19 protein-coding genes, 2 tRNA genes and 3 pseudogenes are annotated in these 26297 nt (G+C 39.2%); 12 read left to right on the plus strand and 12 right to left on the minus strand.

Annotated elements, in window-relative coordinates; translation table 11 throughout:
• Nucleotides 1-41: 41 nt before the first annotated feature.
• Complete coding sequence (locus tag ACFG4S_RS17680; RefSeq protein ID WP_392530365.1) at nt 42-767, plus strand: KilA-N domain-containing protein; 726 nt, start codon at nt 42-44, stop codon at nt 765-767.
• Between the two features lie 642 nt (nt 768-1409).
• Nucleotides 1410-1685, plus strand: coding sequence for a hypothetical protein (locus ACFG4S_RS17685; RefSeq protein ID WP_392530366.1), 276 nt, complete (start codon nt 1410-1412; stop codon nt 1683-1685).
• A gap of 596 nt (nt 1686-2281) precedes the next feature.
• Here the strand turns inward: ACFG4S_RS17685 and ACFG4S_RS17690 are convergent.
• Entirely contained in the window at nt 2282-2485 is a 204-nt protein-coding gene (locus ACFG4S_RS17690) for a hypothetical protein (protein ID WP_392530367.1), read from the minus strand.
• 397 nt (nt 2486-2882) lie between these two features.
• Here ACFG4S_RS17690 and ACFG4S_RS17695 point away from each other — a divergent pair.
• The 4 genes and pseudogenes from ACFG4S_RS17695 to ACFG4S_RS17710 form a co-directional block, all read left to right on the plus strand.
• Nucleotides 2883-3438, plus strand: a pseudogene (locus ACFG4S_RS17695) (nitrogenase component 1); the annotation flags it as partial.
• Nucleotides 3439-3848: 410 nt separating this feature from the next.
• Nucleotides 3849-5747, plus strand: a complete 1899-nt coding sequence (gene c2c8 / locus ACFG4S_RS17700; RefSeq protein ID WP_392530368.1) for a type V CRISPR-associated protein C2c8 — start codon at nt 3849-3851, stop codon at nt 5745-5747.
• A gap of 177 nt (nt 5748-5924) precedes the next feature.
• On the plus strand, nt 5925-6176 hold the full coding sequence (locus ACFG4S_RS17705) for a DUF433 domain-containing protein (protein WP_094349937.1): 252 nt from the start codon (nt 5925-5927) through the stop codon (nt 6174-6176).
• A complete protein-coding gene (locus ACFG4S_RS17710) occupies nt 6173-6505 on the plus strand; it encodes a DUF5615 family PIN-like protein (RefSeq protein WP_335008597.1) in 333 nt (110 codons plus the stop codon). The genes ACFG4S_RS17705 and ACFG4S_RS17710 overlap by 4 nt, the downstream gene beginning before the upstream one ends.
• Nucleotides 6506-6708: 203 nt before the next feature.
• On the opposite strand, the gene ppk2 is transcribed toward ACFG4S_RS17710, so the two are convergent.
• On the minus strand, nt 6709-7662 hold the full coding sequence (ppk2, locus tag ACFG4S_RS17715) for a polyphosphate kinase 2 (RefSeq protein ID WP_392530369.1): 954 nt from the start codon (nt 7660-7662) through the stop codon (nt 6709-6711).
• 144 nt (nt 7663-7806) lie between these two features.
• Between ppk2 and ACFG4S_RS17720 the strand changes: the two genes are divergently transcribed.
• Nucleotides 7807-8409 carry a hypothetical protein gene (locus ACFG4S_RS17720; RefSeq protein ID WP_392530370.1) on the plus strand — a complete coding sequence of 201 codons (603 nt, stop codon included), beginning with the start codon at nt 7807-7809 and terminating at the stop codon, nt 8407-8409.
• Between the two features lie 71 nt (nt 8410-8480).
• Here ACFG4S_RS17720 and ACFG4S_RS17725 read toward each other — a convergent pair whose 3' ends face one another.
• The 8 genes and pseudogenes from ACFG4S_RS17725 to ACFG4S_RS17760 all read right to left on the minus strand — a co-directional run bounded on the left by ACFG4S_RS17725 (nt 8481) and on the right by ACFG4S_RS17760 (nt 18472).
• Nucleotides 8481-13406: a DUF4011 domain-containing protein gene (locus tag ACFG4S_RS17725; protein WP_392530371.1), complete on the minus strand. Its 4926-nt coding sequence runs from the start codon at nt 13404-13406 to the stop codon at nt 8481-8483.
• A gap of 72 nt (nt 13407-13478) precedes the next feature.
• Nucleotides 13479-14141, minus strand: a pseudogene (locus ACFG4S_RS17730) (slipin family protein); the annotation flags it as partial.
• Between the two features lie 47 nt (nt 14142-14188).
• On the minus strand, nt 14189-15517 hold the full coding sequence (locus tag ACFG4S_RS17735) for an IS701 family transposase (RefSeq protein ID WP_392530294.1): 1329 nt from the start codon (nt 15515-15517) through the stop codon (nt 14189-14191).
• Between the two features lie 74 nt (nt 15518-15591).
• A pseudogene (locus ACFG4S_RS17740) lies at nt 15592-16455 on the minus strand (slipin family protein); the annotation flags it as partial.
• Between the two features lie 310 nt (nt 16456-16765).
• Nucleotides 16766-17185, minus strand: coding sequence for a hypothetical protein (locus ACFG4S_RS17745; protein ID WP_392530372.1), 420 nt, complete (start codon nt 17183-17185; stop codon nt 16766-16768).
• Nucleotides 17186-17582: 397 nt separating this feature from the next.
• Nucleotides 17583-17658, minus strand: a tRNA-Met gene (locus tag ACFG4S_RS17750).
• A gap of 1 nt (nt 17659) precedes the next feature.
• Nucleotides 17660-17735: transfer RNA gene (locus ACFG4S_RS17755), tRNA-Met, on the minus strand.
• Between the two features lie 158 nt (nt 17736-17893).
• Nucleotides 17894-18472, minus strand: coding sequence for a hypothetical protein (locus ACFG4S_RS17760; RefSeq protein ID WP_392530373.1), 579 nt, complete (start codon nt 18470-18472; stop codon nt 17894-17896).
• A 313-nt stretch (nt 18473-18785) separates the two neighbouring features.
• Between ACFG4S_RS17760 and ACFG4S_RS17765 the strand changes: the two genes are divergently transcribed.
• Complete coding sequence (locus ACFG4S_RS17765; RefSeq protein ID WP_392530374.1) at nt 18786-19025, plus strand: hypothetical protein; 240 nt, start codon at nt 18786-18788, stop codon at nt 19023-19025.
• A gap of 152 nt (nt 19026-19177) precedes the next feature.
• Here the strand turns inward: ACFG4S_RS17765 and ACFG4S_RS17770 are convergent, their stop codons facing one another.
• Nucleotides 19178-20365 carry a calcium-binding protein gene (locus ACFG4S_RS17770; RefSeq protein WP_392530375.1) on the minus strand — a complete coding sequence of 396 codons (1188 nt, stop codon included), beginning with the start codon at nt 20363-20365 and terminating at the stop codon, nt 19178-19180.
• A gap of 604 nt (nt 20366-20969) precedes the next feature.
• Here ACFG4S_RS17770 and ACFG4S_RS17775 point away from each other — a divergent pair.
• On the plus strand, nt 20970-23165 hold the full coding sequence (locus tag ACFG4S_RS17775; protein WP_392530376.1) for an ATP-binding protein: 2196 nt from the start codon (nt 20970-20972) through the stop codon (nt 23163-23165).
• A 104-nt stretch (nt 23166-23269) separates the two neighbouring features.
• Complete coding sequence (locus tag ACFG4S_RS17780) at nt 23270-23473, plus strand: hypothetical protein (RefSeq protein ID WP_392530377.1); 204 nt, start codon at nt 23270-23272, stop codon at nt 23471-23473.
• Nucleotides 23474-23550: 77 nt separating this feature from the next.
• Here ACFG4S_RS17780 and ACFG4S_RS17785 read toward each other — a convergent pair whose 3' ends face one another.
• A complete protein-coding gene (locus ACFG4S_RS17785) occupies nt 23551-24348 on the minus strand; it encodes a dienelactone hydrolase family protein (protein ID WP_392530378.1) in 798 nt (265 codons plus the stop codon).
• A gap of 132 nt (nt 24349-24480) precedes the next feature.
• On the opposite strand from ACFG4S_RS17785, the gene ACFG4S_RS17790 reads away from it, so the two are divergent.
• Nucleotides 24481-25050 (plus strand): Uma2 family endonuclease, encoded by a 570-nt coding sequence (locus tag ACFG4S_RS17790; RefSeq protein ID WP_392530379.1) that lies wholly within the window; start codon nt 24481-24483, stop codon nt 25048-25050.
• A gap of 153 nt (nt 25051-25203) precedes the next feature.
• Nucleotides 25204-26295, plus strand: a complete 1092-nt coding sequence (locus tag ACFG4S_RS17795; protein WP_392530380.1) for a DUF262 domain-containing protein — start codon at nt 25204-25206, stop codon at nt 26293-26295.
• Nucleotides 26296-26297: the final 2 nt, after the last annotated feature.

Genomic DNA, 26297 nt, shown 5'->3' on the forward strand with positions numbered 1-26297 from the left:
CCGGAGTTGTTTAACATTTTTTAGAAAAACGAAGAATTTATATGTCACAAATAGAACAGTTTGGCAAACTGGTGCAAGATGTACGGCGAGATGACAATTACATCAATGCTACCGAATTGTGTAAGCATTTTGAGTATGACTTGAGAAACTGGAAGCGATTCCCAGAAACGAAGGCTAGATTAGAGCATTTGAAAACTGAACAGTTAAATGCTGAACCCTGGATTATTGAGCGCGTAGGTAAAACTTGGGTAACTTGGGTTCACCCAATTATGGCAGTTCACCTAGCCAGCTACCTTGATCCAGCCTTTGCCAACTATGTAGCCGAGATTTTTATCAGATATGCTGCGGCTGATCCAACGCTTGCTGCTGACATTGCCTCAAGGCAGGAAACAACCGAGGGACTGGACATCATTAACAAGGCAGTTCAGGAGCGTTACGAGTTCCTGAAGAGTAAGTTAGCCAGAAGCTATTACATAATCAAAGACGCTTGGGGAGATAAGTTACACTACAACACTCTCACTGGAGAAATTCAATTAAAGGGAAGTCCTTTAGAGTTAGAGTCTCTCAAAATAAAGCTTGCTCTAGAACTTCGTGTCAAGGTTGAACATGAAGACGCAAAACAAATCGTTAAGAGACTAGCTATACTCAATACCTATCCTTTAATGGATGCTGCGAATCAGCAGAGATTCGGCAAGCAGTATCGGTTTGCTATCAAGAAAAAAGACTTTGTACCAACTAAAGAGTGTCCGCTACCACCGCCAATTTAAGTTGAGGCTTGGTTTTTAGGATACCCCTCCTGCTCATGACTGGGGGGGGTATTCTTTAGCGAGAAAGTTGACTGTGTACACACAACTATTTTCAGAAAATTTTGTAAATCTAATGGATCATCTGGATCATCTGGATCAACCTAGATGCAGCAAGGCTTTGAGTATGATCCATTAGAAAAAAATCATCTGGATCATAATGGATCATCTGGATCACTCAGACTATTGTCAGTCTAAAGTAGCACCTTTACCTGTTGCTAACACGAGTAAATTAAAAATTGACAGGTGTATATAATTACATTTTTTTTGCTAGTAATCTATTTGGCAAGAAAGTTGACTATCCAATTTCTACACAGTCAAATTCCTACACAGTCAAATTCCTTAGTTGGGAGGAAGTTGACTGTCCAATTTCTACACAGTCAACTTCTGATCATCTGGCTTACTCGGACCTCAGTCAGTTTAAAAAATCACATTCAACTGTTGCTAACACGAATAAGCCAAACATTAATGGGTGTACAAAGTTGCAATTTTTATGTCAGTGATCCAGATGATCCATTATGATCCAGATGTGGAAAACTATCTGGATCATATTCAAACCCTTACTGTATCTGGGTTGATCCAGATGATCCAGATGATCCATTAGATTTGCCAAACTTTTCTGAAAAAATTTTGTGCAAACACAGTCAACAGGACACAGCATCCTCGCGTGCAGATGCAAGACCAGCCGCCGCCGATTGCGTACAAAAACGACGGGCGATCGCTGAAGGTTGCCGTAAATTATCCGCAATGCGATCGCCCTTACGGAGCCTTAACCCCTCCGCTCATAGAACAGTCATAAAAACAGTGTTCCGTACTCTGGAAACCTATTACGTTCCCCTATGTCCCGGAATGATCTCTCAGCTATATCCCGCTACAACATAAACCCTTAGGGTTTGCATTTTCTCTATGCTGTGCTTTGTGACTCCAAAAGGTCTCTGTAAACGCTATTTTTTGCTATAGCATTTCAAAGCCTACTAGGAGTGTAACCACCCATAGGGTGGGAAATCTTAGGAATTCATTACAAGCCTTGCTAGACCCATACTGCGCTATGCGAAATATTAACCCTCGCTCAAGGCTATAACGCTCTATAACAGCAGTCGTGCAAACTGCAATTTTCGCGTGGTTTGTTTCTCGGAAACATTAATATCTCCCGGCAATTTTGGCGTGGTTTAGAAAACCTGCAAACAATAAAGATAAAAACCTAATAGGTTTGACCAGAAACGTCTAAGGATTTTAAAGCACCCTGAAACTTAGGGGAAACATCTGATGTTTCCTCTAAGTTAATCCGAGCGCTAACCAGTACCGGGTTAAATTTCAACTAATTTTCTCCACTGGAACCCTATAAGGTTCCACAAGATTTTCACTTAAAAAAATCACCTGCAAAAATTTGCAAAACACAAACACTGATATACGAGTGTATTGTCTTTATTTGACAAAAATACTGCTAGAACTGCATTACTAGGCAGTAGTCAAAATTCTTAACCAACTGACGCTAGTCGAGAGTGCAGCAGCTCATTACCGCGTTGCATCCGAACGCACACTGTACAGCAGTTCTCGCCAGCATCAAACTTTTGCAACGGTAGAGCGTGAGTGGCACGAATCTTGCGACCACACAAAGTAAGCCAAGTTTGCGATCGCGGATTTTCACTATCCATCAAATGCACTACTCCGTTTTGGCTCATCGTCCTTCCCAGTACTTCCATGCCAAATACACTCGCGTTTTAGCCTAGTGTATAAAGTTTGACAGATAACCTGCAAGTTGTTGCAAAAATTTGCTGGACTACTTTAAGTTATCCGTCAGCGAATTTTGACGAAAATTTACCGGACAACATATATGTTATCCGCCAGCGAATTTTGACTCATGCACCACTGTTGCATCTCCAGTCAAGGATTAAGCTCGATTCCTAATTATGTTGGGTATACAGCTAAAACTTCACACCCTTAAGCCACAATTTGCAAATCAAATTACCATTTCACTAGAGTTTTGGATGTTTAAATCGCAAGCTTTAAGACAAAAACAAGCCACACGAAACGCAGACTTGCAGAACTATTGCTGTATAAGCATTGTAGACTTTAAGATACCGTATACCCTGGTTGGAATACAACTTCTTCGGCCCCACCAAGATTGCTGAATCTTTACGGGAAATCGCTTCCAAGTTTGACGAAACAATCCAAGCAAACGCTGAGAAAGTTATCGCCAAATATCAGCCCACAATGGATGCGGTAGTTGCTAAGTACCGCCCCCGCTTGGAAGGTAAGACCGTTGCCATCATGGTTGGTGGTCTACGTCCTCGCCACGTTGTCCCAGCTTTCCAAGACTTGGGCATGAAGATGATTGGTACAGGTTATGAGTTCGCTCATAACGATGACTACAAACGTACCACTCACTACATCGAAAACGGCACCATCGTTTATGACGACGTTACCGCTTACGAATTCGAGGAATTTATCAAGGCGTTGAAGCCTGACTTAGTAGCTTCTGGTGTGAAAGAGAAGTACGTCTTCCAAAAGATGGGTCTTCCTTTCCGTCAAATGCACTCTTGGGATTACTCCGAACCTAGCGATCGCTCCTCAACATCATATAATACAAGGTTTTTTTAGCGGTGAGAGAAAAAAGAGCCTATTTCTAGCCTAAATACAAGTTGCAGAGTTATCTAGGAACAATCTATTTTGATGCTTTAGATAGTATAACTCTTATTGAGTCTGGTTTTTAGAATTTGCTGGCATTTTGCTTTAAGAAAAACTGTAAAATAAAAGACTATTTTTAATGATGATTTTTTAGATTAAATGGTGCGATTGGCTCGAAAGTATTAGTCTGCTAAGCGGATCGTAGCTTATAAATGAGAACGAGGGACTGTGTAATACAGTCCCTCGTTACCTATTAGGGATTCTCCTGTTGTTGCAGGAGTTCTTTCAATTACCGCTGCCAAAGGCTACACGGTCATTCAGAAGTTCAAGAACTTCACGGCTATGGTACGAAACTTCCCTGCCTTAATTAGCTAAGATAGCATATAAAAATACATTTGTACTGAACAATTTAAATCCATGCTAACCCTAGAGTTTAAGGCTGATTTTAGTCCAGAGCAGCAAGCAAAAATCGAGCAATGGCTTGAGATTAATAGATCGCTTTGGAATGTAGGTTTAGCAGCCTTGGAAGGTTGGGATGATTTTTATGGATATTACATCAAGGAGAACAAGGAATATGCAAAATGTTGTCCGGTTCCATACGAGTATCGACCTTTGAAGGAGGAGGAAATCGCTACTATTACTCAACAAGAAAGAACTTCAGGTCAAAAATATCTAGCTCCCTTTTGTAGAATCCTTTCTGAACAATCACGTTGGCATGTTAAAAAAATGCCAACTTATAAAGTTCCTACACCTACTGAAAAGAAAGATAGTTGGGGCTGGCTCCCTTCTTCTCATAATGAAGATCGCAAGTATTCCAACTGCACTGGATATTCTTGTCCTATACCTCGTTATGGTTCTGTTCAAAATCCTAGTTGGTATGAACCTGTAATTCGCAATCCGTCCTATAAAGGTTCTGGTGGATTAAGTTTGGTAAGCAAAACTGAAAATCTACCTCAATGGATGAAGAACAGCGATATTCCTCAAAGATTTCGTGCTGGAGAGATGGGGCAACTCGATACTGCATGGCAGGAATATCTAAAGAGTCGATATGGTCAGTCTGAAGTTAAGCGAGGAAAACCGCAATATAAGCGTAAAGGAGATAAACTCCAAACTCTAATTAACACCAACCCTGGTACAAGTGAAAAATTAGTCAGTAAAAATATCCTTGCGGGAATTCCAAAACTTGGAGCAGTGCGATGTAAGGGACTTGATAAAAGATGGCGCAATCCTGATGGCTCTGTTCCTAGAATTGCTACATATAAAATTTGTAAGCGTCCTGATGCTTACTACATACAGCTTTCAGGTGAATTACAACGAAGCTTCTCCGTTAAAACGACTAATGCTTCAGTGGGGATTGATCCAGGGCTACAGTATGAGTTAAGCCTATCGGATGGTACTCGAATTAAGCCTCAAAAATTTTATCGAAAGTCAGAAGAACGCAGGACTAAATTACAGCAAAAACTTGCCAAAAAATTAACTGAAAGACTAATTTTGTGGGTTCACCATCCTACCCGAACGATTCAAGAAATTCGTAAAAACTTTTTTTCTATAAGCAATGAGAATTATGAAGCCTTAAGAACATCAAAAACAGAGGCTGAGATGATTAAAGCGATAGGAGCTTCCAGATTCAACACGCTAAAATACAATATTATTCCTGATGCACCACCTAAACTGAAGGATAAAAATCCATTTTCAGGAGCAAATCAAAAATCTCTTGAGAAAACCATCCGAAAACTTGATCGAAAAATCAGCTTGCAACGGCGAAACCACGATCAAAAAATTACCACTATGATTGTTCGCAACTATGGTTTTATTGCAGTAGAAGATGGTTTGCAAGATGAGAAATTAAGAAAGCGTACTAAACCAAAGGAACGCGAAAATGGACAAGGTTATGAGCAAACAGGAGCAAAGCGGAAATCAGGATTGAGTAAAAGCCTTGCTGATGCATCACCTGGACGAAAAATCGCCCTACTGAAGCAGAAATCTGAGAAGGCTGGCAGGATTTTTAATCAGCATCCAGCACCTTATACAACAAAAGAATGTCCAGTTTGTGGATCAATGAATGAAGCATCTTATGAAGTAAATGATGAGGGCGATCGTTGTTATCAATGTACTAATTGTGGGTGGAAATGCGATCGCGATGTAAATTCTGGAATAAATATAGAATTGGCTCAATTTGGGAACAACCCACATGCGGTGCTGTCAGAGAATGCTATCCGAGCAAGATTCGCTAACAGTGTATGGGAAATAAGCAATCCAGAGGTTACAAAAAAACCAAGGTGGAAGAAATTAGACAAAAATAAGAAAAAGCGATAATTGAAAAAACTGATCCGGGTACTTTGCCCAAATCCCGATGATTGCACGTTAATAAAACTAATTTACGAGATAGAGCGATCGCAGTAAAAGAAGTAGACTGTTGTTGCGATCACCTCGTTGCAACACGATGTAAAGCTGTTCTAGACTTAGAAAGATGCTATGCAGTTTATAATCACCATGAGCTATCACGATATTATTACAATTGAACCGGACAAGCGAGGTGGTAAGCCTTGTATTAGACGGATGCGAATCACCGTGTACGATGTTCTAGGCTGGTTGGCAGCTGGTATGTCTCATGGAGAGATATTAGACGATTTCCCTGAATTAACAGAAGAAGATATTAGGGCAAGTCTAGAGTTTGCTGCTGACCGTGAACATCGTTTAGTTGCCTCTCTACCAAACGTTACGCGGACGGCAGGTGGTATTTGAAGCTGCTTTTTGATCAAAATTTGAGTCGTAAGTTAGTAACTCAATTAGCGGATGTTTTCCCTGATTCCAGTCATGTTCAGTTTCATGGACTGGAAGTGAAGACTGATACAGAAATATGGGAATTTGCTAAAACCAATGACTTTTGCATCGTAACTCAAGATGTAGACTTTGCCGAAAGAAGCCGTTTGTACGGTTCTCCACCTAAAGTTGTATGGCTACGCTGCGGAAATGCACCAACAAAACAAGTTGAATCTCTACTTCGCTCTGGGGTGGAGGTAATTCAGGAGCTTTTGAATAATCCAAGTCTGCATTGCTTAGAATTGTACTAAAGCTTTGCGAGGGATTGTCTGTGAAATTCAGAAGAAGTAAGCCGTTGTAGCGATTTCTGCGACGGGCTACGCCCTTACTCGACAATAAACTAGGCGATGTCTACGAAATTGAAGGACATAACAATTAGGTGTATGGCTTCAAATAGCAACGCTCACGCCTACTCAAATGATCAGCTAGTTCAGTGAGCCTATAATGATGTTGCTTAATAGACTTGAGGCACAAAAAACTGCTCATTGCGAGGAGCGCGAACATAATCCTCAGCCACAGGTCTAGAGGGAAGCTCTAAGGGAGGAGGTGTCATATCTTCGTAAGCAACTTTGCTCAACAAATGATGAATGCAGTTGAGCCGCGCCCGTCTTTTATCATCTGCTTCAATGGTAAACCAGGGAGCTTCGGGAATATTTGTGTAAGCAAACATGGTATCTTTGGCTTTGGAATATTCTACCCAGCGATCGCGTGATTCCAAATCCATTGGGCTGAGTTTCCAGCGCCTTGCTGGATCGTGACTGCGAGAGAGAAAGCGTTCCTCTTGTTCTTCATCGCTGACGGAGAACCAGTACTTGATTAAAACAATGCCCGATCGCACCAACATTCGTTCAAATTCTGGGCAAGATTGCATGAATTCTTGATATTCTGCTTCTGTACAAAAACCCATCACCCGTTCAACTCCGGCTCGGTTGTACCAACTGCGATCGAAGAGGACAATTTCGCCTGCTGTGGGAAGATGTTGTACGTAACGCTGAAAATACCACTGAGTTTTCTCGCGATCAGATGGGGTTCCCAGAGCCACTACACGACAGCCACGAGGATTGAGTGGATCGGCAATGCGTTTAATTACTCCTCCTTTGCCAGCTGCATCGCGTCCTTCAAATATGACGACAACCCGATAGCCAGTGTGTTTAATCCAGTATTGCATTTTGACTAGCTCAATCTGGAGTTGCTTTAGTTCAGTTTCAAAAGTCTTTTTGGGAATTTTCTTGGCAAAAACTTCAGTACTACCATCAAAAATCCGTTTGGATTTTTTAGCTTTTTTCTTGTCTTTTGCCTTCACTAGCTTTTCTACTAAGTCTGTTGCGGTTTGAACTAGATCGTTATTTTGTTGGTTTTCAACTTCATCAATTGACATTGCTGTTACCCCATGCCATTGAATCGGCATAATTAGAGCTTATCTACCAAGTATATATTTTAATTAATGGTTCTGAGTGTAAATATATATAGATACTCTGATATATAAGAACCAGTCCTAGACATTACCCTAACTCGCTAGACTAAATGTGGAGTTGTAAAGTAATTAGAAATTATGCCTTATAGTCAGTTTACAAATATCAGTAAAGTTAAAGAAGCTTTCGGTTTAAAAACGCAGGAAGGTGGGAGATTCATTCCTGTCACTGAGCCTATTGAAGCATCTGCTACACTCACGGCATATCTTGGAGAAAGTCTGTCACTAGCTTCTTCAGCAAGTGAAAAAGCGCGTTCTGAAGGAATTATTTACCCAGTATTATTAGAAGTTAGACGGATATTAAATCGGCAAATTAGCTTATTTTCTGGAGAAGATTTTACAGTTGATGAATCAGTTGGGCTTAATGGAATGTGTGATTTCCTTTTGAGCAGATCGCCGGAAGTGCTAGAAATTGAAGCTCCTGCAATTGTAATTGTGGAAGCAAAAAAAGCTGATTTAAGAACTGGTTTTGGACAATGTATTGCAGAGATGGTTGCGGCACAGCGATTCAACGCTGCAAAAAATCATCCAGTTTCCGTAATATATGGTTCTATTAGCAGTGGTACGCAATGGCGATTTCTCAAGCTTGAAGAAAATATTGTCACTATCGATCTGATGGATTATCCCCTCCCACCTGTGGAAGAAATTCTAGGAATTTTAGTTTGGATGGTTCAAAATGGTTGATAGGTGCATAGGCGGAGCTAGCAGTTCCAAGCAGCGATTTAGCAAGTGGTTCCCGATGCATATCTCAAAAATCAGCTATTTATTTGTTGTAGTTGTTTGATTTTTTCTATCAACAGACGAACTTGAACAGGTTTGTTACGAAACCAGTCTGTTGACCAAATGCGGTGGATTTTCCAACCTAGCCTTTCAAGTACCTGTTGTCTGAGGCGATCGCGATCTCTGGCAGTAGGTGAACTATGGTAAGATGCACCATCACACTCAATCCCCAGTAAAAACTCACCAGGGCGATCGCTATTGACTACACCAAGGTCAATCCGGTATCCTGAGCATCCAACTTGGGTGCGGATAGTGTATCCCTGCTGGACTAAGACATGGTAAATATCTTCTTCAAATGGCGAGTCAAAATGGAGAGTATCTGTGTAAGAGTTACCTTGCAGTTTTTTTCCACCACTGGCTGCGTACTCCAGGTAATCGTGCAGTAATTTTACACCTTTGCTTTGGGCAAGTTTTTGGTTGATTTCACCAGCCACAATGGAAGAAACGAGTGTAATTTTACTTTTTGCCCGCGTGACAGCGACGTTGAGCCGTCGTTCTCCACCTTGCCGATTTAAGGGGCCAAAGTTGAGAGAAAGTTTACCTTGATCATCACGAGCATACCCAACACTGAGTATAATGGCATCTCGCTCATCACCCTGAACGTTTTCTAATGCTTTCAGAAAAAACTGGGGTGAGTTATCAGTGCAAAATGTCTCTAGATCAGGACATTCTTTTCCCAAAATTTCAATTTGCTCTCGAATCGCGTCGGCTTGGGCTTCGCTAAAAGCAATAATACCAAGGGATTGTTCGGGAAATCGTTGAAAATGCTTCAACGCTAACTGAGCAACTACTTCAGCCTCACGTCGATTATCTCTGTGTTTCCCGCGATCGTAAATACCATCAGGAACGTGCTTAAACCAAACTCCCAAATCTGGATTTTGAACTGGGTTTGGAAATGTAACTAATTGGTTGCCGTAAAAATGAAGGTTGGAGAAAGCAATCAAACGCTCATCCTGACTGCGGTAGTGCCATTTCAACATGTGTCCAAACATAAATTTTGAACATTCATCCAAAACGCTTTCATACCTTTCATCATCTTCATCATCGATATCTTCTTGACTATCTCCGGTTGAAAAAAATGAAGTGGGAGGAAGCTGTTTATTATCCCCAATCACAATCACTTGATTTGAACGGATAATTGAAGGAACAACATCCTCAGTCCGAAGCTGAGATGCTTCATCAAAGATGAGAACATCAAAATGAATTACATCTGGATTGATATATTGACTAACAGAAAGTGGACTCATCATCCAGCAAGGCTTTAAGGCTTTGACAAGATTTGGTATTCCTTTTTGTGTATCATTGAGGAGTTTACGGATGGGCAAATGTCGGCTTCTCTTAGTCGCTTCTTTTTTCAAATTTGGTATCTCAGCTAGAGCAACTGAAGTTTTTTCCCAGTTTTGCCAGCGTTGCACATGAAGCTGCTTTAGACGTTTTCTAGCAGTATCTAGTTGGCTAGAATCTAGTTTAGAAAACTCTTTGATTTGCCGTTCGTGTACTTCCAAATTAAAGTTCTTTAACTCAGGCTTTCTGGCAAGAATAGCATCAAGACAGATTTGATAAATTCGCTTTTCTAAAACTGGAAACCATTGCTCTGTTGGGATTTGATTATCACGTAAAGTATCTAAAAACTTATTATTCCCTAAGTTTTCGAGTTTCTTGTAAGTTTCTTTATAAGTTAACCATTCTTGAAAATAAGACAATTCAGATTGAGCCAAGTTTAAGAAGCTTTCTAGCTCAACAAAAGTAATTTGATTACGAGGTAAATAATAATCTGTAATGTCACATTCATTAAAGTGGGATAAAAGAAAATCTAATCCTTGCCTAATACTCTGATGGACTGACTCATATTCCTTAACTAATTCAGCCATTCTGCGCCGTTTAAAAGGAGTATTTAGAATACGCTGGACGGAATCAGCAGAAAGCGAAAACTTTTGTAAGCCAATCAACCAATTTAAAGCTTTTTCAATTTCTTTTAACTCTGCTTCACCACAAACTTCTGCATTAAACAAAGATCCAAAAACCTGACGAGGCTGGTAGTTAATATGACGTAGCCTATTTTGTACAGACTCAAGAGGATTAGGTTTATTGTCGCGCAAAGCTTCTAAAAAATCTTGAACTCCTAAACTTTCTAGTTGCTTATAGATTTCTCTATATGTCAACCATTGGCGAAATTCTGGTAAGTCTAATTGAGCTAAATCTAAAAAAGTTGCCAGTTCAGTAAATAGAATTTGATTATAAGGCAGATATTGCCCAATAATATTATTTTCATTAAAGTATAAGAATAAGAAATCCATACCCTCTTTAATATCTTCAGGAAGGGATTCAAGTTTATTCACTAATTGATCCAGTTCACGCTGTCCAGAGGGAGAATTTACAATCTGTTGGGCTGACTCAGCAGGAAGTGAATACTTTTGTAAGCCAGTCAACCAACTTAAAGACTGTTCAATTGCTTTTAATTCTTCTTCACTAGAAACTTCCGGGTTAAATAAAGATCCAAAAATCTGGCGAGCTGGGTAATTGCTTTGATATAGCTCGTTTCGTGCAGCTTGTATTTTAACGGCTTGTGCCAAATCACGTTTTAATTCGTTGTGAGAAATCTGTCCCTCTTTAATGCTTAGTTTCTTCAAAAGTTTGATATCGCGCCTATACTGGGGATTAAAAATTCTAATCAACCAAAAGCGACTATATTTTTGATATCTGTTAACTAAAGCAGGTAATTCTGAAGAGAATAATTCAGGATTATATTTTTGTTTTAAAATTGGCTCAGTTTCTTCTAGTAACTTAATATCGCCTTTTAACTTACTGAAGGCATCCTGAGCAGTTGAAATATTTAATTCATGCCAATTTTCGGGTAAATTATCTGGAACTTTCAGTATATGCTTAAGAGCAGGAAAGCAAGCTTCTACATTTTCCAAATTTAATAAGGGTTGAATCCTCATAATCATTTGAAGTTGTTGGCTAGCTGTCTGAATCAAAGAAATTGCTTGTTTCAATTTATTGATTTTATTCTTAATTTCTAGCTCTAGAGTCTCAGAGCAAGAGTTTAAAGTACTTTGTGCCCAAATGGTTGTTTTTTCTCCTCTTAAAAATGGGAGATATGAAGAAAGCTGACTCAACAAATTTTCGGCTTCTGGCGAAAGCTTATTTTTTTCAATCTCTTGAACGTCTGTTTGCAAAATGGTGAAAGCATTCTGAGCAATTGATATATCTACTCCAGTCCAGTTTTCTGGCAGATTTAATGGAGCTTTTCGTATGTAGTCGATAACTGGATAATATTTATCTAGAGACTCTAAATTCAATAAAGGTTGAATTTGGAGAGCCTCTTGCAATTCTTGATTAATCTTTTGGACTAAAAAAATAGCTTGCTGAAATTGCTCTATTTTCTCCGTAATTTCCAATTCTATCTCATAAGAATAAGAATTTAGAGAACTTTTTGCCCAAATAGTTGTTTTCCCTCCTTTAAAGAAAGGTAAAAATTGCGCTAATTGATTTAATAAATCTTTTGCTTCTTTTAATCTACTCTCATTCCATTGGCTAAAGTTGGAAAATATGACATTAATATTGGGAATTGCTTCGCGCTCTTTTTTCAAAAGCTCACCAAATATCTCAAATGGTGATTTATCTAGAGGTTTTTCTTTAGAGTGTAAACTTGTCAGATATAATTTTAGCGATTGACGACTAGAAACAAGCCGCTCAAAAAATAGATGATTATTTTCTTGACCGTAAATTTGTTTAAGATATTCAATAGTTTTCGATAAATTATTTACAAGCTCCCGCTTATCTGTTGTACCACTGTGATGGAGATTAAGACATATATGGTCTAAACCACATTCAGCCATACGTTTATAAACTACACTCAGCGCTGTTTCTTTTTCTGCAACCAATAAAACTGATTTACCATCGCCAATCAGTTCTGCAATCATATTTACAATCGTTTGACTTTTGCCCGTTCCTGGTGGCCCTTGGACAACAAAGCTAGAACCCGATTTCGCTGCTTCAATCACGACTTGCTGGCTAGAGTCAGCATCAAGAATTTGAAATATTCGCTCAGGCTTAACTTGTGAATCTAGAGCAGATGCAGGTAGAGGTTCTCTATAGTTAGACTGATAATTAGTTAAATCACTACTAATTGCTTGTAAAATTGGGTGTTCAAAAATTAGAGCTTCATTTTCGATAATATCCCGAACCATTGCAGCTTTAGCATAAGAAAATAGCGAGATAAATACATTCTCTTTAATTTGCCATGTCTTTTGTGCTAACAGTTGGCGAATCTGGGTAATTAATTCGTTATAAGTTTTTCCTTGTACTGCTTCTCCCTCTGGAAGCTCAATCCCAAAAGTTTGCTTTAACTTTTGTGTCAGGGTTGGATTTAATACAACATCTTCATCTAATAGAGATATCTTATAAACATCTCGTCTAGGTTCTTTAATTAATTCTACAGCTACTAAAATTAGTGGTGACAACAGAGCATCATCTGGCTTATCTTTGTCATACCAAGTCAAGGTTCCAAAGGCGATAAATAGGCTGTTTACCCCTCTTTCTTCAAATGAGCGTCGCGCCTCAAGACGCAATTTATTTATCCGCTTTAGTTGCTCATCTCCTCTTTGACGAGTAATTAATTCGAGAGGATTTTGTTCTCCTGATAATGCTTTAGGTTTTTTCTGCTGGGTAATATCTTGAGGTTCGCTATCAATCATTAGAAAACGAAGCGATTTTTTCTCTTCTGTTAGCTTTGTAAAGATAAAATCTGGTTCTTCTGTCAGAATTTCTAAAGTTCGAGGACTATCTTGCCGAAACTTGATGAGAGGATTTCGTCGTCCTAAGTCAGCCAGCCCAGCTTTCCACTTTGCAATTTTTTGAGCAAGGTTTTGTTGAGAGTCTGAAGCTGACTGTCGCATACTCGCTTTTCTCGTAAATAAACTTATTGTTATTATACTGGCCTTTTCCTACGTGAGTATTTTCCCCGATCGCTACGGATTCATCCGAATCAAGTCTGTTAAAATACTATCTAAGCTGCCGTTAACTTGAATGCGATCGATCTTCTCTGCAATCCGCTCTAATACTTCGAGTTCCTTTAAACGCAATGCAACGGGGTTATCCTCCATCACTTTGGCAGTGTTTAGCATACTGCGAGTAGCAGCAGTTTCTTCTCTACGTCTGACTACGTTTGCTTGAGCGGTTTTTTCTGCCTCCACTACTTTGCTCAAGATAGCCTTAATCTCACCAGGTAAAATAATATCTTTGACACCTACAGAATCAACTTCAATTCCATAGTCTGCGGCTTTCTGGCGAATGTATTCAGAGATACTTCTATCAATTGCACCTTTATCTTCTAATAAAGCATCTAAGTTGCGTTCGCCGACTGCACCACGCAAAGCAAACTGTAATTCTTTGTATAAGAACCCGGAAATATCTGATAAGCCGTTTTTTGCCCTCAATGGGTCTTGGATGCGGAAGCCAGCTGTCAAATTCAACCGCAGAGGTACTTTATCTTTAGAAAGGATGTCTTGACCAGATACTTCCATATTTTGGAGTCGCAAGTCAATGGCTTCGGTTTGAAAAGAGCGGCCAAATAACCACCAAGCATGTACCCCTGGCGATCGCTCTCCTTGAAATTCTTGATTAATGTATACCCCTCTTCTGTCACTCTCCGAGATAAGCAAGTAGTAACAAAGTGAAATTATCCAGAAGCATAACAGGTTTTAAATTGATTCATTGCACTAATTAATTGATTGAATCCCAGCAATAATTTAGAATTTGGGAAAATATGTATCCAGGGATAAATTAACCAAAATAGTAAGAGTGGTTGGGCAATGAGACGCAGATTATTTAGAGTATTTTTCCATCCGCATTCATGGTTCCATTGTTGATGATTAGAAAAATCAACATCACTATTTTTTTGAACCTCAGCTTCAATTTGACGAGATTTATTTAAGCTTAAGAAGGCTGGAGAATTTAAACTAATCATTGTGTACACACAAAAAATAATTTCCCACCACCTTTCTATATGTTGAAAATTTGTGAACCGATAATCTGTCCAGCCGAGTTCCTGTTTACACTGTCGAAATCCATATTCTACCCAGGTTCTTAATCCATATAAATCGCCTAAAGTTTTTTTGAGTTTTCCTTGAAGATTTGTCATCACAAATGTTGTAGAATTTTCTGGCATGGTTTCTGGGTCAGTAGTTATTTCCCAGTAAGTTATGGCTCTTTTTTTACCATAAATTATTTCCCTAATGTATCGGGTTTCTGATTTTTGATTGCTAAATGTTCTTTCAAATTTACACCACTTATTAGCCCTAACGCTTTGTCCTGCTGGCAACCAGACTCCATGATTACTTCTTATTGCTACGACATAATCTAATTTATATTCAGCTACTTTTCTAATAAATTGGCTACTTTCACCATATAAACTATCTGCCAGTACCAGTTTAATGTTAAAACCTGATTCAATTAATTCTGTAATGATGTCTGACGCTAACTCTATTTTAGTTTTATATTTATCCTCCTCTTTTAACGTTCCTTTGGGTTTGAATACTTTTACAGTTAATGGAAACGTTATATTAGAATAAACTCCATAGGCATTGACTGAAACTATTCCATTATCGACTTTTCCTACACTTCCTAGATATTGCCTGGCTACATAATCAGTCTTTTTACCTTTTTTTCTATCTCCGGTTTCATCTATTACTACTGTAATCGCATTTCCATTTAGTGCTTTTTTAAGTTTATTTAATCTTAGTTGTTTTAATTTATCTACTGACCAGTCTGAATTGGCTAAAAAATGATGTAATGACTGTGCGGAGTTTATACTTACGACTTTCGCTATCTCTGGTAATGATTTTCTTTTAATTTGTGACATTATTCCCAGATGTAAATATTTGAAGCATTCATAATTTCTTACTTCTTTAAACAGGTCTTTATACTCTGCACAATATTCATCTATGGTCGCAACTGTTGGGTGAGCATCTCTTGCCAAATGTTTCAAAATTTGTAATTCTACATCCATTGCCCTACTTACCTTTCAGGGTTTTCTTTTTTTATTCTTTTATTTAGAATAACCGGAAAGTGACAGAAGAGGGATACTAGTCCAACATGCTGGGCGGGAACTTGGCAAATATGCAAACAGTTGCGACTGAGCAATTTGACATCTGTTGAACCCTCAACCAATTCAGCCACTAAGTTAGGCTGTAACTGAGCATCTGCCCCGATATCGAGAATTTCCACTGCAACACCTTGCCAAAATAACTTGCGGCTGGTGGGTGGCAAAATAGAAATTACTTTTCCTCGATATCGTACAATTGCAACTTGCGAAGTCTGTAATTGCACTGGCTCACAATAAGCAGCAATAAAGTCGGGATGTTTTTCAATGAGTACATCTTCGAGGGGAAAGTCTGGGTTAGGGATAATCCGGCTGAGAATTCTGACTGTAACATCTCTATCTACCGACCAAAAAGCATACTCTCCTGCTTCTAGAGGTCGCACAAAATTGTTTTGCAGATATAGTAAACCAATTTCAGACTCTGAGATTTGGAACTTCTTTACTCCATTCAAGGTAACTGAACGCAATTGCTGCACAAAGGAACTAGGTAATTCTAAGCTTTCTTCTAAGTTGAAGATATGAGACTCTAGCTCAATAAAACCACGCCAAAAAGCAATCAATTTATTTGGTGCAACGCTTACCCAATTCTGACCATAGCGGACTAACGCAAATTGATTGAATGCGGTTCTGATAATCAATAAATGTTCTTGTAGTTCGGCTTCATAATTTCGCAACAACAGTTCTAGGTTTTCAATTTGAGCTAATGGCTGATTGAGGTCATAAATTTTTACTTGCCAATGCCGACCAAAATATGTATGTGTACCGGGTTGCAAAATTTTCTTAAAGTCACTGCGGTGATATAAGATGCCGATTTCGTTAGGTTTGATATAAAAGGTTTGCCACATAGTGATTTGCATAAATAATTTGTGTGATAGTTTAGTAAACTAGGCAATTACAACTAGCTAAAAAGATTAGAACAACACATTTATAACCTTGCCTTAACTCAAATACCACCAGTTTCTCACGGCTTAACTGCTGAGTAGACAGAATTTATTTAGAGGTTCTTTAGGCTTTACAACCTTTTAAACAAAAGCTAAAAGATTAGTTTTAGCATCTTGTACTACTATATACTACAAAAGATTTGTTTACTCTGCCAGTGCAGGTTTTTACAGTTCCGGTGCGGGCAAAAGCTTCTCCAAAGCTGGATTAAGATACTCAAGTTAGGGAGAGATACAGTTGCGAGGGTTTAGCATTGGTGACTATCGAACGATTTTTGCAAAAGCCGTGCGCTGCATTATGAACTTCTAATTTCTCTAAAATATTCTCTAGAATCCACCTTTGAGCAGCTTTAAGTTCGGGCTTTGGTGCAGAAATAATTCTGTCTCCACCTGTCTTTTTTGAAATTTTGAAAGGGAGGTAATGTCTAGTTAGGGATGTACTAGTTGTTAAAAAGCGCAGTTTTTCCAAGCTTATTCCCATTGCAAAGGCTATTTCTTCGGCAGTATTATATTCAGCTAAACCATGCGATGCCTGCGGCGGGCGTAGCCATCGCAAAAGTGCTATATTATCAGTCGGCAACTTTTCTAGATTACTTTCAGCCGCTAATGGGGTAGTGGTTAAATTTTTGCTGTACATAATACAAAATATTTTTTACTCTGCTGATGCAAGTGTTTACAATTTAGGTGTGGGCAAAAGCTTCTCCAAAGCTGGATTAAGATTGCTGCTACTTTTCCCAGACTGCTCAATGGCAATCTAAAAAAAACAACTGCGCTCAAATATGCCGTTCGCTTGTCAATCCAGAATCCCACAAGAAAACTAGATGTAGCAAACGAAGGGACATACTCAAGTTAGGGAAAAATGCAGTTGCGCTTACTCCTTAACTGTGGCTACCGAACATTACCTTTATGAGTGATGACCGACAGCAAAACACTTACACCGCAGAGTTGAGAAAAGGAGGGGTCTCGAATCTGTTAAGATCCGTACCATATTGGCTACCTTTACAGGGTAGTGTCTTTTGACCCGGACAGGGTTTTGGGTGAAAGTATAGGAATCGAACCTACAACACATCGATTATGAGTCGATCGCTCTTCCAATTGAGCTAACTTCCTCTGGGGTTTGATACAGGACTCGAACCTGTGACTAATCGATTATGAGTCGATCGCTCTACCAACTGAGCTAATCAAGCAATATAGTTGAAAGTACTCGGCGGCATACGCTCATCACGCATGATAGCGCACCAGTTAGGCATTAGAACCTAAACCATAGCTTTGTAACTTTGTAACTAATCCCGATTTTAATTTAGCACATAGAAATCTGTAGTAGCGATGTCTACAATTGATTCGCTCAGTCTGGGAAAGCCAAACCAGTCATTGGGTCACGAATATACAAGCCTAGTGTCAGACTACGGATTGCCTCATCCCAAACCGGTATTAATTGTTCTGCTTGATCTGCCCAATAATCGAATGTAATCAAACACTGAATATTCGACCCCAAACCAATACAAATCCGGGAAAAAGCTTCTCTTGGTTCTTCTTGAGTGTCGATAAACTTAATTTCTGCCCAAACAATTTTGGCAGTTTGGCGCTTAACAGTAACAATTTCTCCCCTAGCAATGGGGTTGCGGCTGTCGTCTTCGATGACTTTCTTCAGGGTAGATTTGAGGGGAAACTGGCTCCAATCATTGGGCGGCAGAGCATTGAAAGATACTTCTAGACAGCAATCATCCTTAGGGGGTTTTTTATCCATAAACTTGAAAGATTTTTCTTGCGGCTCAAAAACCCAATCTTGGGGAACATTGAAGCGAACAGCCCCCCGATTGGCGACAAATATTTTATAGCCTGATGGAGACTCCCAGCGATGATCGGGCTTTAGTTCAAGCGTTTCTTTAATCCATTGGAGATTGCTTTTTTTACGCTTTGCCATAGTGTTTTTGCTTTCTTTGCTCAAGAGTGCGTCACCGAACAGCCAGTCGTAGATATCGCCAAAGTTGGGTAACAGGCGATCGCTTACTTTGTTAATTTTATCAAATTCCTAGTATTGGTACGCTGCATTGTTGCAAGGGCGGAACGCACTTTTTATCTATCTACATAATTCACATTCAGTGAAGCTTGCAATCTGTGACGCAGAACACCAAAATCGCCAACTTACCGAGGGAAATTTTCAACGGGGTGAGTTAGAACGGGTACTAACTCGATCTACGATCAAATGAATATTATTGAGCAAACTCTCAGGGCTGATGAGATTAGAAAAACGATATCAATTGTTTGGCACATTTACCACAGAAAAAAAGCTGACTGAAATTCAGCAAGCCCAAGTGATTCAAGTACCCTTACCAACTCGAATTCCGTGGTATTTAGTCCAACTACAATTGATATCAGCTAAACCAATTTCCCTATCAGCACCTACTCGCGATCGCCAGCAATGCCAAATTATTGTCAATGCGATCGCTCAATTTCTCCGCCTTAAAGGGGTCTAATCAAAAATAACTGCGATCGCTCCAAACATAACAAGCGGCTCAAATACTCAGCACTCAGCAGTTTTCTATAGTTAGGCGATCGCCTCCCCAACTTTTAAGCTAATAATCATTCGGCGTTGCATCCCCGCATCTTTCTGAGGCAAAGGATTAGCTTACGCCAATTTTACTGAACCTGTATATTCTTTGATTACTCCCAAAGAAGTACCGCATGAACTAATTAGCGTGTCACGTCCTACCTGGCTGAAGCTGGCATTTAAGCCACTAATATTTAAGCGATCGTTGCAACCAAAGCCATAAATACTAGCAAAGCCACTGCTTCCCAGAACTACTGTATTTTCTCCTTCACCCAAGTAAACATTATCATTTCCCCCAGCTTTTACTTCTACAGACGAACCAAATAAGTTTGTATCCTTACTTAAAGTTTCTGATAGACAAACCGTTCCTCCTCGGAGATTGATTAAATTATTGCCATTTCCCACCCGGATACTATCATTACCTGAACCAGCAAAAATTAAATTATTACCTGAACCAGACTTAATCATACTGTTGGTATCATTTGTAATAACTGTGTCGTTCCCATCTCCTGTATCAATCTTGGCAAAACTTGAGCTAGGGATTCCAACAGCAACAATAAAATCTTCCCCATTACCGGTTTTAATTGTAGTTTGACCATAGGGAATAACAGCAATTTGATTATCACCATTTCCAGCTGTGATGTTTTGGCGATAAGATGGCGATTTACTATCAAAAATATAAGTCAGTGCTGAAGCTTCACTGGTGATAACGTCATTTCCTGAGCCTGTATCAATTTTGGCATCTCCGGCTCCCAAAAAAATCAAGTTGTTACCTTTTCCCGCATTAATAGTTCGGTCAGCAAATCCACTTAAATAGAAAATATCGTCACCTGCTCCTGCTGAAGCAAATAATTTTGGAATTGCTCCTAAACCAATAATATTGTTATCAGCATCAAACACATAATTTCCACCATAATCGTCCAAAAAGTTATTTCCATCTCCCAAAAAAATTCTGTTATTGCCGACTCCTAAACTGACATAATCATCTCCGGCTCCAGTACGAACAAGATTGTCAAATTCATAACAATTAATGCTCAAAGGACTAGTTTGCAATACTTCCCCACTAAAAATACTAGTATCAAGATGAAAGATTGAATCTACCTTTCTTCCTAGTAAAACAACATCGTTTCCATCTTGCGTATTGACAACATTATTGCTGCCTTCTACAACAAACCAGTCTGAATTGGCAGTACCACTAACTTGTTGATTACTCTCTTGAATGAATTTTTCAGTGTAGTTAATGCCGCGAAAAACTTGGAATGTCATAAAAATTTCCTTTATAGCGAAATACAGTTCCGCGAAACCCGAAAGTTACGTAGATGAGCTATTCTTCTGAAAAAATCAATAGAATCCGGTGAATTAAAAAAACTTTTTTTAGGAATTATAAATGAGATTAAAATGATGTTTTTAACTGGTCTTATCTGAAGTTAAAATTAATTGCATAGATGTACATCTATCCAGAATGTGGTATAAAAATTAAGTTTACTTCCTGAATTTTGCGTGGACAGATAATAGGGTTGGGGGAATAGAGAAAATGAATAGATGCGTACTGAGTCTGATTTAATAATAAAATAATAGTCTGATAGTTTAATAGAGATAAAAAATAGCCATTCATATTGGGGTGGCAATAGCGAACTTCATATCTTATCGAATAATTTAGAATGACTAATAGACATTTTAAAAAATGACAAATTGATCGATTGTGCTTACTAAAGATTTTGGGTCATGGATCATTAGGTTGTGATGATGCCTCTTATAATAGTCCCTAGAGCTTTGGGACTTGAGAAAAAAATAAAATAAAGGTGAGGATGTTGACATCTTGGGAATCATAGAAGTAAATCAAATTAGCATGAATTTCTAGTTTCCATAAATGAAGACTCACTATTTTAGAAAAGGTAAAGCGTTCTCATTACAGATTGTTCTTGTTGTTCCCTTCGTTATTCAAATTTTTGGAGCGGTCAGTTTAGTGGGTTATTTGTCCTTTAAAAATGGGCAAAGAGCAGTTAACGATCTAGCAGAACAGTTGATAGATCGCACCAGCGATGTGGTCAATGAACACCTCAAGTCTTATCTTTCCATTCCGCAAACCCTGAATCAGATCAACGCAGATGCCATCCATAGAGGATTATTAAATGTACGCGATCGCCAAACCCTGGGTAAGTATTTTTGGGATCAAATACAGGCTTATGACCTGACTTATATTGGTATCGGACTAACGACGCGTGAAGGGGTAGGAGTCGGTCGTTATGATGACAAGACAATTACCATTGATGATTGGACTGCCAAGCGTCTCAATAATATTTCCACTTATGCTACCGATCAGCAAGGTAATCGAACTCAAATCAATGCTCGGTGGAATTGGAACAATCTTACTGAATCTTGGTATACTCAACCCATTGCCGCAGGTAAACCTATTTGGGCAAAGATTGTAACTGGAAATCTTCCTACAGGCCCCTACATTGCCGCTTGTGCCAGTCGTCCTATCTATGATTCCCAAAATCGCTTGCTGGGAATGGTTGGCTCTGATATTCACCTGCTAAAACTGAGCGATTTTTTACGCAATTTGAATATTAGTCAGTCTGGGCGAGTATTCCTTGTGGAGCGGGATGGCACATTAATCGCCAGTTCTGGTACAGAGAAGCCTTTTGTTATCGTCAATCAAGATATCCGGCGATTGAGTGCGATCAACAGTTCTGACCCAATCATACAAAACATTGCCAAACATCTCCAAACCTCTGGGTTTGGAGCTATCACACAAGACACAGATTTTAAAATTGAGGTGCAAGGAAAACGGCATTTTGTCGATGTTCTACCTTGGCGTGACAAGTATGGCTTGAATTGGCTGATGGTAGTGAGTGTACCTGAAGACACATTTATGGCGCAAATTAATGCCAACACACAAACCACGATCGCCCTTTGTTTTGGTGCATTAGTTGTTGCCTCAGTGATGGGCGTATTTACGTCTCATTGGATTGTACGCCCAATTCTGCGTCTAAATCGGGCAAGTCAGGCAATGGCATCTGGCAATTTAGATCAAACAGTAGAAACTAGCGTTATTCAAGAACTTAATACCCTGTCTAACTCGTTCAACCACATGGTAGGGCAATTGCATGAATCGTTTACTAGTTTAGAAAAAAACAAGGAAGAACTAGAAGACCGGGTAGAAGAGCGAACCACTGAACTCAAAAATGCTTTAGGGGAATTGCAGCGCACTCAATCTCAAGTTCTCCAAAGTGAAAAAATGTCTAGTTTGGGACAATTAGTTGCGGGAGTCGCACACGAAATTAATAATCCAGTCAACTTTATTCATGGCAACTTAGTCCATGTACAAGAATATACTCAGGATTTGTTAGCATTTGTGCAGTTGTATCAGCAGTATAATCCCAACCCTGCCTCTGAAATTCAAACCCTTGCCGAAGACATCGATCTAGAGTTTTTACAAGAAGACTTGCCAAAAATGTTGTCTTCGATGAAAGTCGGCACCGATCGCATTCGCCAAATTGTACTGTCGCTGCGAAACTTTTCCCGCATCGACGAAGCGGAATTCAAAAGCGTTGATATTCATGAAGGCATCGACAGTACCTTGATGATTTTGCAACATCGCCTGAAAGCGAAGCCAGAACAACCTGAAATTGAGGTGATTAAAGACTACGGCATTATACCGCTAGTAGAATGTTATGCCGGACAACTCAACCAAGTATTTATGAATATTTTAGTCAATGCCATTGATGCCTTAGAAGAACATAATGCCAAGCGCACCTATCAAGAAATCGAGGAAAATCCCAGTCAAATTAAGATTCGGACAGCAGTAATTAATTCAACGTGGTTAGAAATAGCGATCGCTGATAACGGGATTGGGATTTCTCAAGAATTTCAGCAACGAATATTTGATCCCTTTTTCACCACCAAACCTATTGGCAAAGGCACCGGAATGGGTATGTCTATTAGCTACCAAATCATCACAGAAAAACATAAAGGTAAACTAGAGTGCTTCTCAATTCCTGGAAAAGGAACCGAGTTTATCATTCAGATTCCTCTCCAGCTAAAGGTTGATAAAGTGGTTTAAATTAATATTAATTGGGAATTGTCAAGTTATCTAACTAGTAGTAAAATACACGAGGTTTGGGCGCTAACACACCACAAAAAGTAGTCTTATTTGTAAAAAAATCTATGCAGATAAATCAGGTGATTGAAACCTACGATCGCAGTGCAGTGGATTATGACGCAATTATGAAGCGTTTCTGGCACATCGATCGCGAACCTCTAATTGCTTCCTTGCAGCTTCAGCCAGGACAAACTGTACTCGATGCTGCGGTAGGAACAGGTCTTAATCTTTCGGTTAAAGGCAAGTGCGATCGCACTCTTGTACAATGAGTGCGATGTCTAGGACAAATTGCTTTGCGTCTACGCATATCTGATGAGAAAGACGGAGGCGATCGCACTTGCTTTATTTATAAGTTATTTTCAAACAGTTCTAGAACATGTTGCCAAGCATCAGGAGCAGCTTCGGCATTGTACATTGGATTCTGAGTTAGAAATGGGTATTGGTCTTTGAAAAATCCGGCGAAGAATCCGTGTCCGGCGTCGTATCGAAATACACGATGATTTATTTGATGTTTTTTTAGTTCTGCCTCAATTTGCTGGTTTTCCTCCTGAGAAACTAAGGAATCTCTTGTACCAAAAAACGCATAGATAGTACCTTGAATTTCAGGGGTGCGATTAATGGTTGGAGTTTCTTCACCATAACTAGAAGTAGTAATTCCACCTCCGTAAAACGAAGCTGTTGCTTTGATATCGGGTAAAGTTGCAGCTATGTAAGCAACATGACCACCAAAACAGAAACCAATAACACCGATCGCATCATCTTTGACATTGGGTAAAGTTTTGAGGTAGGCGATCGCAGCTTGAATATCGCTCAATATCTCTTCATACTTAACTTGTTGATAGTATTGCAACCCAAGCTGATAAGATTCTGGACTATAGCCAGCATCTTTTGGGCTAAAGTCAGCCTCAAAACCGGGAGCAGTACGTTGATACATCGCTGGGGCGATCGCTACATAACCTTGTTTAGCGATTAGTTCGGTAATATCTCGAATATTACGATTAATTCCAAAAATTTCTGGAAAAACGATAACCGCTCCAAAGGTTCCATTTTGTGCTGGTTGAGCTAAGTAAGCATCGATTTCTAAGTCATTGTTAGGTATTTTGACTTTTTTAGTATTAATTTCGATGTTTTTTGTTTCTAGCATCTTTGTTTCGGCTGATTTTATACCAACTCATGTATTCTGACTGTTTTTGACACAGATGTGACATCACCTCACAACCAAATCTGTGACAAAATAATATTGTTGTCTTATAGCTAATGCGATCGCTTACGACCTATGATTTCTACCATCTCGCGCCGCTACAGCTTGGATGAATATCGTGCGATCGAAGAAAAAGCCGAAGGACGTAGCGAATATCGAGATGGAGAAATTGTACCCATGCCTGGAGGAACGCTCAAACATAGCCGCATCGGTCGAAACATTTTGACCTATTTTACTTCTGTGCTGCGAGATACTCAATTTGAGCCAATTAACAGCGATTTACGGCTGTGGATTCCCGAACATCGACGCGGAGTATATCCAGATGTAATGGTTTTTGACGGTGAACCACAACTAAATGGCGATCGTTTAGATGAAGTCTTAAATCCCACACTGATTGTTGAAGTTCTATCTCCTTCCACCGCAGATTATGACCGACTCAGTAAATTTCGGATGTATCGCTCAATTGCGAGTTTTAGCGAATATTTATTAGTAGAGCAAGATGAACCTTTTGTAGAACGCTATAGTAAACAAGCCAAAGGTTGGTTGCTCAGTGATTTTAGCGGTTTAGAGCTATCTATTTCTTTGGATTCGCTTAGTATTGAATTGCCGATGACAGAAATTTATCGCGGCGTTGCTTTTGAGTAAAATAGCTCTGGCTTTTTTCGACAACGCACCCTGTGGGAGGGATGCGATCGCACTCTATTTATCAGTAAAAGATTAAATATCGTAGATGTCTTAATAGAGGTTTCAGTATTCTATACTTCTAATGTATGTATTTTGCCAGAGATGGAGATTAAAATGCCAAAAGCCCGAAACATACCACCAGAGCCAGAGATTACTGATGAGCAAAGAGAAGCTGCGGAAGAAGAAATCCGTGAAAAGCAGAAAATAGTTGACTACGATACAAAAGAATACCCGGTAGAAGTCCTTGTTCAGAAATATAGAGAAGGGCTAGATGAGGACATTAATGAACTATACATACCAGACTATCAGCGGGATATGATTTGGCCCGATGATCATCAATCAAAATTTATCGAATCCATTTTTCTGGGATTACCAATTCCATATATTTTTGTTGCCGATCTCCGACCAGAAGAAAAAGAAGATTTAGCTCGGCTAGAAATTGTTGATGGAACTCAACGCATCCGCACTTTGGATAGGTTCCTTAAAAATGAATTAAGATTATGTGGATTAAAGAAGCTAGAAAACCTCAATGACTTTAAATTTAGCGACTTGTCGCTTGCACGGCAGAGACGATTTAATCGGGCTACTATTCGCATGATTGTACTTACTGACAAAGCTGATGAGGAGGTGCGTAGAGATTTGTTCGAGCGTATTAACACAGGTAGTATTGCATTGAATGATATGGAGAAACGGAGAGGTATATCTCCTGGCCCATTTGTCAAGCTACTAGAAGAACTTGCAAAGGAAGCAAAGTTTGTAAAACTGTGCCCCCTATCTGAAGCATCACGTCGCAGCCGAGAACCAGAAGAATTTGTACTACGCTTCTTTGCATACTTAGATAATTACAAAAATTTTGACAAGTACGTCAATGTATTTTTAAATGAGTATCTAGAAACACATAATAATTCAAAAATTAACAAAGATGCTTTTCGGAATACATTTCATACAATGCTGGATTTTGTTGATAAATATTTTCCTAATGGATTTGCTAAAGCAAAAGGTCATGTCAGAACGCCTAGAATTCGCTTTGAAGCTATCTCTGTAGGTGTCGCACTTGCGCTGCAAGAGAAAAACGATTTGGAACCAAGCTCAATAGATTGGCTTGACTCAAAAGAGTTTAAGGAATATACAACTTCTGATGCAAGCAACTCTAAACCTAAAGTAATTCGGCGTATTGAGTACGTGCGCGATCAACTTCTAAATTAGCT

It is taken from the genome of Nostoc sp. C117 (genome assembly GCF_043099735.1).
GTDB lineage: Bacteria > Cyanobacteriota > Cyanobacteriia > Cyanobacteriales > Nostocaceae > Nostoc.